At 58.5% G+C, this 13,353-nt stretch carries 9 protein-coding genes and 6 tRNA genes; 2 read left to right on the forward strand and 13 right to left on the reverse strand.

All coding sequences use genetic code 11. From position 1 onward, the window contains the following. Nucleotides 1-149 precede the first annotated feature (149 nt). Nucleotides 150-368 carry a DUF4287 domain-containing protein gene (locus QYQ99_RS05460; protein ID WP_302091766.1) on the reverse strand — a complete coding sequence of 73 codons (219 nt, stop codon included), beginning with the start codon at nucleotides 366-368 and terminating at the stop codon, nucleotides 150-152. 176 nt (nucleotides 369-544) lie between these two features. Further along, nucleotides 545-1,111 (reverse strand): TetR/AcrR family transcriptional regulator, encoded by a 567-nt coding sequence (locus QYQ99_RS05465; RefSeq protein WP_302093120.1) that lies wholly within the window; start codon nucleotides 1,109-1,111, stop codon nucleotides 545-547. A 150-nt stretch (nucleotides 1,112-1,261) separates the two neighbouring features. On the opposite strand from QYQ99_RS05465, the gene QYQ99_RS05470 reads away from it, so the two are divergent. Then, nucleotides 1,262-2,479 (forward strand): MFS transporter, encoded by a 1,218-nt coding sequence (locus QYQ99_RS05470; protein ID WP_302091767.1) that lies wholly within the window; start codon nucleotides 1,262-1,264, stop codon nucleotides 2,477-2,479. Nucleotides 2,480-2,523: 44 nt separating this feature from the next. On the opposite strand, the gene QYQ99_RS05475 is transcribed toward QYQ99_RS05470, so the two are convergent. After that, nucleotides 2,524-3,447, reverse strand: a complete 924-nt coding sequence (locus QYQ99_RS05475; RefSeq protein WP_302091768.1) for a LysR family transcriptional regulator — start codon at nucleotides 3,445-3,447, stop codon at nucleotides 2,524-2,526. Nucleotides 3,448-3,576: 129 nt separating this feature from the next. On the opposite strand from QYQ99_RS05475, the gene metE reads away from it, so the two are divergent. Further along, complete coding sequence (gene metE / locus QYQ99_RS05480) at nucleotides 3,577-5,898, forward strand: 5-methyltetrahydropteroyltriglutamate--homocysteine S-methyltransferase (RefSeq protein WP_302091769.1); 2,322 nt, start codon at nucleotides 3,577-3,579, stop codon at nucleotides 5,896-5,898. A gap of 224 nt (nucleotides 5,899-6,122) precedes the next feature. On the opposite strand, the gene QYQ99_RS05485 is transcribed toward metE, so the two are convergent. The 10 genes from QYQ99_RS05485 to QYQ99_RS05530 form a co-directional block, all read right to left on the reverse strand. Next, nucleotides 6,123-6,196 (reverse strand) — tRNA-Cys (locus QYQ99_RS05485). Nucleotides 6,197-6,211: 15 nt separating this feature from the next. After that, nucleotides 6,212-6,287: transfer RNA gene (locus tag QYQ99_RS05490), tRNA-Gly, on the reverse strand. A gap of 57 nt (nucleotides 6,288-6,344) precedes the next feature. After that, nucleotides 6,345-6,420: transfer RNA gene (locus QYQ99_RS05495), tRNA-Gly, on the reverse strand. Nucleotides 6,421-6,477: 57 nt separating this feature from the next. Then, nucleotides 6,478-6,553: transfer RNA gene (locus QYQ99_RS05500), tRNA-Gly, on the reverse strand. Nucleotides 6,554-6,610: 57 nt separating this feature from the next. Beyond that, nucleotides 6,611-6,686, reverse strand: a tRNA-Gly gene (locus QYQ99_RS05505). A gap of 108 nt (nucleotides 6,687-6,794) precedes the next feature. After that, nucleotides 6,795-9,209, reverse strand: coding sequence for an endopeptidase La (gene lon / locus QYQ99_RS05510; RefSeq protein ID WP_302091770.1), 2,415 nt, complete (start codon nucleotides 9,207-9,209; stop codon nucleotides 6,795-6,797). Nucleotides 9,210-9,363: 154 nt separating this feature from the next. Further along, nucleotides 9,364-10,626, reverse strand: a complete 1,263-nt coding sequence (clpX, locus tag QYQ99_RS05515) for an ATP-dependent Clp protease ATP-binding subunit ClpX (protein WP_003057503.1) — start codon at nucleotides 10,624-10,626, stop codon at nucleotides 9,364-9,366. A gap of 176 nt (nucleotides 10,627-10,802) precedes the next feature. Beyond that, a complete protein-coding gene (gene clpP / locus QYQ99_RS05520) occupies nucleotides 10,803-11,411 on the reverse strand; it encodes an ATP-dependent Clp endopeptidase proteolytic subunit ClpP (RefSeq protein ID WP_003068910.1) in 609 nt (202 codons plus the stop codon). A gap of 133 nt (nucleotides 11,412-11,544) precedes the next feature. Continuing rightward, nucleotides 11,545-12,855: a trigger factor gene (tig, locus tag QYQ99_RS05525; protein ID WP_302091771.1), complete on the reverse strand. Its 1,311-nt coding sequence runs from the start codon at nucleotides 12,853-12,855 to the stop codon at nucleotides 11,545-11,547. 338 nt (nucleotides 12,856-13,193) lie between these two features. After that, a tRNA-Leu gene (locus QYQ99_RS05530) sits at nucleotides 13,194-13,280 on the reverse strand. Nucleotides 13,281-13,353: the final 73 nt, after the last annotated feature.

Raw genomic sequence — 13,353 nt, forward strand, 5'->3', positions numbered from 1 at the left:
AATCCATATTTGCGATGACCAGAGGCGCAACGCTTCACGAAGCACTTTCTTAAATTTCATGGGTTCGCTGAAGGTGCAGGGCTCACGCAAGATCGACAGCACCAGGTCGCACACCATCTCTGACGCCTGCAACCTGGCACGATGCACTCTCACTGGGCACCAGATTGCGCCCGATGGTATGCGACCAGCGCGTTCGCATGTCCATGACCGATGCCATGCTCGAGCTTGAGATACGCGACCTGCTCCATATGTTTCTTGTCGTGCAGGCCTTCGAGAATCTTGATCCAGTGCGTGACCGGCTGGCCGTAGGTTTTCTCGATGGAGGGAAAGTAGGAGGCCGGGCCTTTGATCTTCGGTTCAGTTGTCATGTGCAGCTCCAAGGGTTGGGTGAAGAGTCATGCGCAAAGCATCACCGAAGCCCGGCCACTTTTCCATCAGGATTGCGCCGCATGCAACAGATACGGCAGCGCCGCCACTGTGTCTTCCTGCGCCTGTCTTCGGCGGTCAGCCTGCAGGCATCGAAGATACCCGTCGGGGCACCGGCTCACGCCGCCCTCCAGCCTTGCAGCATCAAATCCAGCGCCTGCAAAGCCTCGTTCAGGCGCTCGGGTGGAGCGCCCTCCTCGGCAATCCAGAAAGCCGCTTCGATCAGGCAGCCGTTGAGCAACCTTGCCAGCGCCGCTGCACTGGCGTTCACGATGACGCCCTGATCAATGAGCTGCTGCAAAAAACCGGCGATAAAAGCAATGCATTGCTGGTGCTGCTGCCCCTGGTCGGTACCGGTGAGCACAGAGCGTGCATCCTGCAACACAATGCGGCGAATCTCAGCCTCCTGCGCCATGCTCAGATAGGCGCGGCAATAGGCCAGAAAACCCTCCCATGGATCGGCATGGCCTCGCAGCACAAGCTCCAGCCGCTGGTCCATTTCTTCATCCATCTGCGCCACCACGGCAGCCAGCAGACCGGGCTTGCTACCAAAGTGGTGATAGAGCGCGCCGCGCGTCAAACCGGCCTGCGCGGTCAACTCGTCCATGGCTGCCTGGGCATAGCCATGCTGGGCGAAAGCGCTGCGCGCCGCGCTGATCAGCTTGGCCCGCGTGGCTTCGATCATGCTGGCACGACTCTGGCGAACTTGGGTCACTGCGAACTCCCGGCAATATTCACATACAAAGCGTATGCCAATCATACGCGCTACATCCCAAACTCCTAGAATGTCATTCGCATACACAATGTATGCGAATGAATCTATTCAAGGGTTTCCATGTTGAATGCTTACCGCAAGCTGTTTACAGCGCCGGGCAGCACAGGCTTTGTGCTGGCCGGGCTGCTGGCGCGACTGCCGCTGTCGATGACGGGGATTGGCTTGATCACCATGCTGTCGCAGCAGCGCGGCGCCTACACGCTGGCAGGCATGGTGTCGGCCTGTTTCGCGCTGTCGATTGCCGTTTTGGCACCGCGCATCTCGGCGTTGGTTGACCGTTACGGCCAGTTCAGGGTACTGCCGTTTGCGGCCGCCAGCAGTGCACTGTCCATGCTGGCCCTGCTGGCCTGTGCCCACTGGCAGGGACCGGACTGGCTGCTGCTGATACTGGCCGCTGCTGTCGGCAGCCTGCCCAGCATGCCAGCGATGGTTCGCGCCCGCTGGACGGCAATCTACAGCGGAACGCCCCAGCTGCAGACCGCGTTTGCACTGGAGGGCGTGCTTGACGATCTGGCCTTTATCGTCGGCCCGCCGCTGTCGGTGGGCCTCAGCATGCTGCTGTTCCCCGAGGCCGGCCCGCTGGCTGCGGCGCTGTTCCTCATCATCGGCGTAGGCCTGTTTGTGGTGCAACGCCGCACCGAACCACCTGTCAGCCCGCAAGCCGACTCGGAAAAAGGCAGGACCTCGTCGATGCTGCGCCAGCCTGTGGTGCGCACGCTGGCGCTGTTCATGCTGGCGCAAGGTGTCATCGTGGGCGTGATCGATGTGGCCAGCGTGGCCTTCGCCACCGCACAGGGCCAGCCCGGCATGGCCAGTGTGGTGCTGTCCTTCTATGCACTGGGCTCCTGCGCCATGGGCTTGCTGTTTGGCACGCTGCGCCTGCAGATGCCGCTCAGCCGCCAGATCGTATGGGTCGGTGCATCGGTCGCCATTTCCGCTCTGCCCCTGCTGCTGGCCAGCAATCTGACCGCGCTGACGCTGGCCGTGCTGCTGGCAGGTATCACCTTTGGCCCGACGATTACCGTGGCCATGAGCCTGGTGGAGCAACAGGTACAAGCCAATCGCCTGACCGAGGGCATGACCTGGCTGCTGACTGGCCTGGCCAGCGGCGTGGCCCTGGGTGCAGCCGCTGCCGGCTGGCTGATCGACCACTGGGGCGCACAGCAATCGTTTGTGCTGACGCTGCTGGCGGGCGGCGCCATGTGGCTGTGGGGCGTGCAGGCCGGACGGCAAGCCGACCGGGCGTCCGCACCGGGCATGAGAGCCATCAACATGTGAATCAGCCGCTATCGCTTATTGAGCAATTGGTTCCCGATATCTTTTCAGGATTCTTTCTGCGTGGGTGCCGCAGCCGGCAGAGCCAGGCCAGGTGCCCGTGCCAGCGCAATGAAGGCCTGCAGGTAGTCGGTATGCAACTCTGACTCGCGCGCACCGAGGTAGATTTGCTTGGCGATCCCCTTGCTGCCCAGCTTCAAGGGTACGACTGCCATCTTTTCGGCATATTCGAGAGCCAGCCAGCGCGGCAGGGCCGCGACCCCACGGCCGCTGGCGACCATCTGCATCATGATGTCGGTGGTCTCTATGGTTTTATGGCGCCTGGGGGCAATGCCTTTGGGCAGCAAAAACTGGGTATAGATGTCAAGCCGGTCCACGGCCACGGGGTAGGTAATCAGCACCTCGCGGGACAGATCACCAGGCTTGACATGACCGGCCTGGGCCAGGGTGTGATTCGCCGCAACGACCAGCACCTGCTCGTAGTCAAAAACGGGCTCAAAGTGCAGACCCGGCTTGAATAACGGATCGGGCGTGACCAGCATGTCGATCTCATAGCCGAACAGCGCACCGATGCCGCCAAACTGGAACTTCTGCTTCACGTCCACATCCACATCGGGCCAGGCGGCCAGATAGGGTGAGACGATTTTCAGCAGCCACTGGTAGCAAGGGTGGCATTCCATGCCAATGCGCAAGCTGCCGCGCTCTCCCTGGGCAAATTGCTGCAAACGCGACTCGGCCAGATCCAGCTGAGGCAGCACGCGATTGGCCACTGCCAGCAGGTATTGACCCGCCTGCGTCAGGCGCAGGCTGCGCCCTTCACGCAGCCAGACATCGGTGCCGAGTTGGCCCTCCAGCTTTCTCATGCTGTGGCTCAGGGCGGACTGAGTGACGCACAGCACATCGGCCGCCGCAGTCAAAGAGCCTTGCTTTTCAACCTCTTGCACGATGGCGAGATGGATACGCTCAATCATCTGTGAACACAATTCATGGATACATGAGAAACAACCATTTTACTTCATGTATCGATTCCAAGAACATCCAGTTCGCTGACCCAAGCCACTCTGGCCATGGGCTAAAAAATCACAAGACTGGATTTCTGCATGACGACTATTCACAACCTGGGCTTTCCACGCATCGGCACAAAGCGCGAACTGAAGTTCGCGCTGGAGTCCTACTGGAGAGGCGAATCCTCGCGCGATGCGCTCAAGGCGCTGGGCGCCGAGCTGCGCCAACGCCACTGGGCCGCGCAGCAAGAACTGGACTGGGTGCCTGTGGGTGACTTCGCGTTCTACGACCAGGTACTGGACATGAGCTTTACGCTGGGCAATCTGCCCGAACGGGTGCAAGGCTTCGAAGGCGATACGCTGGACAACTACTTTCGCGTGGCCCGTGGCCGCTCGGCGATCACGACCGAATCCCGCAGTACCGGCCACACCCGCTGCTGCGCTGGCGTCGCCGCGGGCGAGATGACCAAGTGGTTTGACACCAACTACCACTACATCGTGCCCGAGTTCAGCTCGGCCACTGAATTCAAGCTTGATGCAGCGCGCCTGCTGGAACAACTGGCCGAAGCCAGGACACAAGGCATAGCAGCCAAACCCGTACTCATCGGCCCCGTCACCTATCTGGCGCTGGGCAAGGCTAAGGACGGCACCAGCAAGCTGGAGCTGCTGCAACGTCTGCTGCCCGTCTATGCCCAATTGCTGGATGCGCTGGCGACCCAAGGCGTGGAATGGGTGCAGATGGACGAGCCCATCCTGGTGACCGAGCTCGATGCCGACTGGCAACACGCGTTCAACACCGCATACCACCACCTCAAAAGCTGCAGGATCAAGCTGCTGCTGGCCACGTATTTCGGTCAGTTGGCTGAAAACAAATATCTGGCAGCGAACCTGCCCGTAGCCGGCCTGCACATCGATGCCATCAACGGACAGGATGATGTGCAACAGTTGCTGGGGCTGCTGCCCGCGCACAAGGTGCTGTCGCTGGGCGTGATCAATGGCCGCAATATCTGGAAAACCGATCTGGCTGCCGTGCTGGACTGGGTGGAGCCGCTGGCCGAACGCCTAGGCGACCGCCTCTGGATTGCGCCATCGTGCTCCTTGCTGCATGTACCCGTGGATCTGAACAGCGAACAAAAGCTGGATGCAGACATCAAATCATGGCTGGCTTATGCGCACCAAAAGCTTGATGAGCTGCGCGTGCTGGGCGAGGCTCTGCGCCATGGCCGAGACTGCGTCAAGGCCGAACTGGCGGACAACGCTGCCGCTCTGGCCACACGCCGTACATCGCCTCGCGTTCACAACCCTGCGGTGCAGGCCGCAGTCAGGCAGATCAGTGCCAAACTGGGCCAACGCCAGAGCAGCTACGAAGTACGCGCTGCCGAGCAAGCCCGACTGCTGAAGCTGCCAGCCTTCCCGACCACCACCATTGGCTCTTTTCCCCAGACGGCAGAGATCCGCCAGGCGCGCAGCGAATTCAAGGCTGGTCGCCTGGACTTCTCCCGCTACCAAGGCGCCATGCGCGCCGAGATTGAACGCTGCGTGCAAGAGCAGGAGGCTCTGGGACTGGACGTGCTGGTGCATGGCGAGGCCGAACGCAACGACATGGTCGAGTACTTTGGCGAGCAACTCGATGGCTATGCCTTCAGTCAGTTCGGCTGGGTGCAGTCCTATGGCTCACGCTGCGTCAAGCCTCCCATCCTGTTCGGCGACATCAGCCGCCCCAAGGCGATGACGACGGAATGGATCCAGTACGCCCAGTCCTTGACCCGCAAACCCATGAAAGGCATGCTGACAGGCCCGGTCACCATCCTGAACTGGTCATTCGTGCGCGATGACCAGCCACGCTCCACATCCTGCTATCAGTTGGCACTGGCTATTCGCGCAGAAGTGCTGGATCTGGAAAGAGCCGGCGTGCGCGTGATCCAGATCGACGAGGCAGCATTGCGTGAGGGCTTGCCATTGCGTCAATCACAATGGAAAGAATATCTGCACTGGGCCGTGGAAGCGTTTCGCATCAGTGCCAATGGCGTTGCCGATGCAACCCAGATTCACACCCATATGTGCTATTCGGAGTTCAACGACATCATTGCTTCGATTGCAGCCATGGACGCTGATGTGATCACCATAGAAACTTCACGCTCGGACATGGAGTTGCTGGAGGCATTCGAGCACTTCGATTACCCCAATGAGATCGGCCCGGGCGTCTATGACATCCACTCTCCCAACATTCCCACCAAGGCAAACATCGTGGAGCTCATGCAAAAAGCCGCAAAACGCATTCCCACCGAACGCCTTTGGGTCAACCCTGACTGCGGCCTCAAGACACGTCAGTGGGCTGAAGTGATTCCTGCACTGCAGCACATGGTGGAGGCTGCCAAGACATTGCGTCAGAGCGTAAAGCTGGCCGAGCCCGTCTGAACGCAAGCATCCCCCCGTCCTCTCCGACTCGCCCAAGGCATTGTCTTGGGCTTTTTCATAGCGAAAGGACATCGCCTGCAGCAGCCCGAGTTGCATAGGGTGATGCAGATGTGGCGCTGGTCTCCAAGACTCGCCGGCATATGGAGCACCTCAGCCCGCCGATACCAAGCGCACAAAGCAAAAAGCCCTGCAGACTTTCATCTGCAGGGCTTGTGCCACTAGTTTGGAGGCGCGAACCAGAGTCGAACTGGTCTAACCGGATTTGCAATCCGGGGCATAACCGCTTTGCTATCGCGCCGCTATCACAAAAATCTGGAGCGGGAAAACGGGTTCGAACCGTCGACCTATACCTTGGCAAGGTATCGCTCTACCAACTGAGCTATTCCCGCATTCAAAAAGCTTTCACTCTTTGATGCGAACCTGTATTGCTACAGGTTCTGAAAACCTGGAGCGGGAAAACGGGTTCGAACCGTCGACCTATACCTTGGCAAGGTATCGCTCTACCAACTGAGCTATTCCCGCATTCAAAGAGCTTTCACCCTTTGATGCGAACCTGTATTGCTACAGGCTCTGAAAACCTGGAGCGGGAAAACGGGTTCGAACCGTCGACCTATACCTTGGCAAGGTATCGCTCTACCAACTGAGCTATTCCCGCATTCAAAAAGCTTTCACTCTTTGATGCGAACCTGTATTGCTACAGGTTCTGAAAACCTGGAGCGGGAAAACGGGTTCGAACCGTCGACCTATACCTTGGCAAGGTATCGCTCTACCAACTGAGCTATTCCCGCATATCTACCGAAGCCCAACATTGTACAACGTTGTTTGCTGCGATGGATGAATTGTAGCGCAGTTCTGAGCCCTCTCAGAAAAAACGCCACAATTTTCACAAAACAAGCCTAATGCTTGATGGCCGCCTCTACCGGCTTGACATCAGTGGACGCCACGGCCGCAACAGCTTCCTCAGTCAAAGGATCCGGCACACGCTCCAGAGCCACCTTGAGAACCTGATCGATCCACTTCACAGGAACGATTTCCAGACCGCTCTTCACATTATCGGGAATGTCTTGCAAATCCTTGGCATTCTCTTCAGGAATGAGCACGGTCTTGATGCCACCACGCAGAGCAGCCAGCAGCTTTTCCTTGAGGCCGCCGATCGCAGTGACTTCTCCACGCAAGGTGATTTCACCGGTCATGGCCACATCAGCTCGCACGGGAATGCCAGTGAGAGCCGAGACAAAAGCTGTTGTCATCGCAGCACCGGCGCTGGGGCCATCCTTGGGTGTAGCGCCGTCAGGCACGTGCACATGGATGTCCTTTTTCTCGAAGGCTTCATCCTTGATGCCGAGCAGGCGAGCGCGGCTACGCACCACGGTGCGAGCAGCTTCGACCGACTCCTTCATCACATCACCCAGTGAACCGGTACGGGTGATGACCCCCTTGCCTGGCATGGTTGCCGCTTCGATGGTCAGCAGATCCCCTCCGACTTCAGTCCAGGCCAGACCCACAACCTGCCCCACCTGATTGGCATGCTCAGCACGGCCATAGCTGAACTTGCGCACGCCCAGATATTCATTGAGGTTGTCGGCATTCACCTCCACCTTGGGCTGAAGCTTGCCAAGTTGCAAGCCCTTGATCACCTTGCGACAAATCTTGGACAGCTCGCGCTCAAGCGAACGCACGCCCGCCTCGCGGGTGTAGTAGCGCACGATGTCGCGAATCGCGGCTTCGGTCACTTCCAACTCGCCATCCTTCACACCGTTGTTGGTGAGTTGCTTGGGCAGCAGGTAGCGCACGGCGATATTGGTCTTTTCGTCTTCGGTATACCCCGACAGACGAATCACCTCCATGCGATCCAGCAAGGCCGAAGGAATGTTCATGGAGTTGGAAGTCGCCACAAACATCACATCGGACAGGTCGAAGTCGACCTCCACGTAGTGGTCACCAAACTTGTTGTTCTGCTCGGGATCCAGCACCTCCAGCAGAGCACTCGAAGGATCGCCACGAAAGTCCATACCCAGCTTGTCGATTTCGTCCAGCAGGAACAGAGGATTGCGCGTACCAACCTTCTCCAGGCTCTGCAGCACCTTGCCGGGCATGGCGCCGATATAGGTACGGCGGTGACCGCGAATTTCCGCCTCATCTCGCATACCGCCCAGTGCCATACGCACGTACTTACGACCTGTGGCCTTGGCAATGGACTGTCCGAGCGAAGTCTTGCCCACGCCGGGAGGACCCACCAGGCACAGAATGGGCGCCTTGACCTTGTCCACACGCTGCTGCACAGCAAGATACTCAAGAATGCGATCCTTGACCTTTTCCAGGCCAAAGTGATCTTCGTTCAGCACTTCCTCGGCATTCGCCAGGTTGTGCTTGATCTTGGTCTTCCTGCTCCAGGGTAGACCAGTCAGTACTTCGATGTAGTTGCGCACCACTGAAGCTTCAGCCGACATGGGCGACATCAGCTTGAGCTTCTTGAGCTCGGCCTCAGCCTTTTTGCGAGCATCGGCTGGCATCTTGGCGAGCTTGATCTTTTTCTCGATCTCCTCGATGTCGGCACCGTCCTCACCTTCGCCCAGCTCCTTTTGAATGGCCTTGACCTGCTCATTCAGATAGAAGTCGCGTTGATTCTTCTCCATCTGGCGCTTGACGCGGCCACGGATCCGCTTGTCGACGTTGAGGATATCGACCTCGCGCTCGAGTTGCTCGAACAAGTTTTCCAGACGCTCCTTGATGTCCACCAGATCCAGCACAGCCTGCTTGCTCTCGAGTTTGAGAGGCAGGTGCGCCGCAATGGTGTCCGTCAGACGACCAGCATCGTCAATGCTGGCGATTGAGGTCAGGATTTCCTGAGGAATTTTCTTGTTGAGTTTGACGTACTGGTCAAACTGCTGGGTCACCGCACGGCGCAAAGCTTCGATTTCACTTTGCTCATGGGCAACGCCTTCGGGCTCCACAGGCGTCACAGACGCCGTGAAGTGAGACTCTTCGTCGGCGACCTGCTTGACCAGCGCACGCTGCTGGCCCTCCACCAGCACCTTCACGGTGCCGTCAGGCAACTTGAGCATCTGCAAGATGGTGGAGACACAGCCCACATCAAACATGTCTTCCGCTGCAGGCTCGTCCTTGGAGGCCGTCTTCTGCGCCACCAGCATGATGCGGCGGTCGCCTTCCATGGCCAGCTCCAGAGCCTTGATGCTCTTGGCACGCCCCACGAACAGCGGAATCACCATATGCGGAAACACCACCACATCGCGCAGCGGCAGCAGTGGCAGGTCCAGCTCGGTAGAAGGCAAAGGGGTTTGTCCAGACATAGGTATCCTCGGTTTCTCAGCGGAAGATGGTCCGCTTACCGGTGTATTTCAACCCCTGGGGGCAAATTGTTTTTGCCGCCGCAGGGGCATTGCCTTTCAGCCACAGGCGACAAAGCGAGCCGATTGAGAGGTCGCCTTGCACGCAAGCACAGTATCAGGCCTTTTTGGCCGCTTCGCGGTAAACCAGCAGCGGCTCCTTGCCGTCTTCGATGGTGGCTTCTTCCACCACGACCTTTTCCACATTCTCGGCGGTCGGCAGCTCGAACATGGTGCTGATTAGTGCCTGCTCGACGATGGAGCGCAGGCCACGGGCACCGGTCTTGCGAGCCAGGGCCTTGCGGGCGATCGCCTTCAGGGCCGCAGGGCGGATCTCCAACTCCACACCCTCCATGGCCAGCAGCTTGCTGTACTGCTTGACCAGCGCATTCTTGGGCTCGGTCAGGATCTGCACCAGCGCCTCTTCGCTGAGTTCGGCCAGCGCCGTCACCACGGGCATACGCCCCACCAGCTCGGGGATGATGCCGAACTTGATCAGATCCTCAGGCTCAATCTCAAGGAACATCTCCGAGATGGAACGCTGCTTCTTGCTCTTGACGGTAGCGCCAAAGCCAATGCCCGAAGCCTCGGTGCGGTTCTCGATGACTTTTTCCAATCCCGCGAACGCGCCGCTGCAGATAAACAGGATATTGGTGGTGTCAATCTGCAGAAAGTCCTGGTTGGGATGCTTGCGTCCACCCTGAGGAGGAATGCTGGCCATCGTGCCTTCAATCAGCTTGAGCAGAGCCTGCTGCACGCCCTCACCCGAGACGTCACGCGTGATGCTGGGGTTGTCCGACTTGCGCGAGATCTTGTCGATTTCGTCGATGTAGACAATGCCGCGCTGAGCACGCTCGACGTCGTACTCGCAGCTTTGCAGCAGCTTCTGAATAATGTTCTCGACATCCTCGCCCACATAGCCGGCCTCGGTCAGCGTGGTGGCATCGGCCATCACGAATGGCACATTGAGCTGACGCGCCAGCGTTTGAGCCAGCAAGGTCTTGCCCGAACCCGTGGGACCGATCAGCAAGATATTGCTCTTGCTGAGCTCCACATCGTCCTTGCCTGCCTTGTCCTTGTGGTTCAGGCGCTTGTAGTGGTTGTAGACAGCCACGGCCAGCGTGCGCTTGGCCTGCTCCTGACCGATCACATAGTTGTCGAGATTGGCCTTGATTTCAGCAGGCGTCGGCAGATCGCCGCGACCTTCCTTGGCGTCGGCGGCAGGCTGTTCGTCGCGAATGATCTCATTGCACAAGTCGATGCACTCGTCGCAGATGAACACGGACGGGCCGGCGATCAGCTTCTTGACCTCGTGCTGGCTTTTGCCGCAGAAGGTGCAATACAAATTCTTTTCGGTGGAAGAGCCTTTTTTATCGGCCATGGGGGCTGTGCCTCGTTACGAAAAAACGAAAATTAATGATAACCAAAGACAAGGCGGCGTAGGCCATCAGGGACAAACGCCGCCGAGCAAGTCCCGGGAGCCAGTCAGCAGCTCCCAGGTTTTTCTGTGCTAACACACGTAAGCCCAATCAGACATTGGACTCGGTGCTATGCATTTCAGGAACGCTTGCTGATTACCTGGTCAACCAGGCCGTATTCCTTAGCCTCATCGGCGGAAAGGAAATAGTCACGCTCGGTGTCGTTCTGGATCTTTTCCAGAGGCTGGCCGGTACGCTCGGCAAGTATTTTGTTCAGACGCTCGCGTGTCTTGATGATTTCGCGGGCATGAATTTCGATTTCGGTCGCCTGACCACGTGCACCGCCCAGAGGCTGGTGAATCATGACCTGGGCATTGGGCAGTGCATAGCGCTTGCCCTTGGCTCCGGCCGACAGCAGGAACGCACCCATGCTCGCCGCCATACCGGTGCACAGCGTCGAGACGTCAGGCTTGATGAAATTCATGGTGTCAAAAATCGCCATACCTGCAGTCACGCTGCCGCCGGGGGAGTTGATATAGAAGGAAATATCCTTGTCGGGATTTTCGCTTTCCAGGAACAACAACTGGGCCACCACCAGGTTGGCAGTCTGATCGTTAACCTCGCCCACCAGGAAAATCACGCGTTCCTTGAGCAGACGCGAATAAATGTCATAGGAGCGCTCACCGCGACCCGACTGTTCAATGACCATGGGCACCATGCCCAAACCCAATGTATCCAATGCGCTCATGTTTTCTCCAGTGCTATGCGCCTACTGTAGCCGCATTCTGAAAAGAAAATGGGGCTTGCGCGCAAAAGCACAAGCCCCGCAATTTAACTTATCGGAACTCGCCTAGGGCAAGCACCGATAAAAGGTCCAGCCCTTAGGCCTGACCCATCAACTCGTCGAAGGAAACGGCCTTATCGGTCACCTTGGCCTTGCTCAGAACGAACTCGGTCACGTTGTTTTCGATCACAACAGCTTCCACTTCAGCCAGACGGTTGCGGTCGCCGAAGTACCAGCGCACCACGTCTTCGGGCTTCTCGTAGCTGGATGCCAGCTCTTCCACATGAGCCTTGATCTGCTCGGCAGTGGCTTGCAGGTTGTTGGTCTTGACCAGCTCGGCTACCACCAGGCCCAGGCGCACACGACGCTCGGCTTGGGGCAGGAAGATGTCTTCAGGGATTTCAGCCTTGGCCGCGTCCTTGATGCCGCGCTGTTCCAGCTCGGCGCGTGCGCCTTCCAGCAGGCGGCCCACTTCAGCTTGCACGGAAGCCTTGGGCAGATCCAGCTCGGCCACGGACACCAGGGCATCCATCACGGCTTGCTTGTTGCGGCCTTGAACGCGGAACTTCACTTCGCGCTCCAGGTTCTTCTTGATGTCGTCGCGCAGGGCTTCAACGGAGCCGCCGTCCACACCCAGGGTCTTGACGAACTCTTCGTTCACTTCGGGCAGGTTGGGAGCTTCCACCTTCTTGACGGTCACCAGGAAGTCGGCGGTCTTGCCAGCCACATCGGCGCCATGGTAGTCAGCGGGGAAGGCCAGGGGGAAAGTCTTGGACTCGCCAGCCTTCATGCCGCGGGTTGCGTCTTCGAATTCCTTGAGCATCTGGCCTTCGCCGACCAGGAACTGGAAGTCTTCAGCCTTGCCGCCGGAGAAAGTCTCGCCGTCGATCTTGCCTTCGAAGTCCACGGTCACGCGGTCGCCGTCCACAGCTGCTTCACCGGCTGCACGCTCGGTAAAGGTGCGACGCTGCTTGCGCAGAATGTCCACGGTCTTGTCGATGGCGGCGTCATCCACGCTGGTGGTCAGCTTTTCCACTTCAGCAGCGGTCAGATCACCGATCTTGACTTCGGGCATGACCTCAAACACGGCATCGAATTGTGCCTCGCCTTCAGGAGCCCCATCCTTCTCGGTGATCTTGGGCTGACCAGCAACGCGCAGATCAGCTTCATTCACGGCAGCGGCAAAAGCCTCGCCCACCTTGTCGTTCAGCACTTCGTATTGCACTGAGTAGCCATAACGCTGAGCCACAACGCTCATGGGCACCTTGCCAGGACGGAAGCCGTCCATCTTCACGGTGCGCGCTACCTTCTTCAGGCGAGCATCAACTTCAGACTGGATCGCAGACAGGGGCACGCTCAGCGTGATCTTGCGCTCGAGCTTTTCAAGAGTTTCAACGTTAACGGCCATGATTTTTCCTAAGAGGGATGAGGACCGTGCAGATTGCCAAGCAACCCGCACCGTATTGCGCAAAGTCACAGTGCGCGCACACCCAACGACATGCGGCACCACAAATTTCCAGAGCCTGCCCCGGTCATTTGCCCCAGCGTCTGGCACCAGGCATTTGTTCAAATCAGGAACAGGCGAAGCCGACCATTATAACGAGGCGCTGCGCAGGCTCTGCCATCGCCCTACAGGGGTTTGCCTTAAAAGCTGACGCCGCACATGCAAAGAAGGGGGGGCAGGAAAAGAAAAAGCCCGTAACGGCTTGTGGTTACGGGCTTGATGCAGCAGGGACTGCCAATGTCTGGTGCGCGGAGCCGGACTCGAACCGGCACGGTGTTGCCACCGTCAGGACCTAAACCTGGTGCGTCTACCAATTTCGCCACCCGCGCGGTCAGCAATGCGCAAATTTACGCTTACTGAGGTCAAGACTAAGATTCTAGCTGCAAAACTGGCGCTCTTTCG

This window comes from Comamonas testosteroni (assembly GCF_030505195.1).
In the GTDB taxonomy this organism is placed as follows: domain Bacteria; phylum Pseudomonadota; class Gammaproteobacteria; order Burkholderiales; family Burkholderiaceae_C; genus Comamonas; species Comamonas testosteroni_G.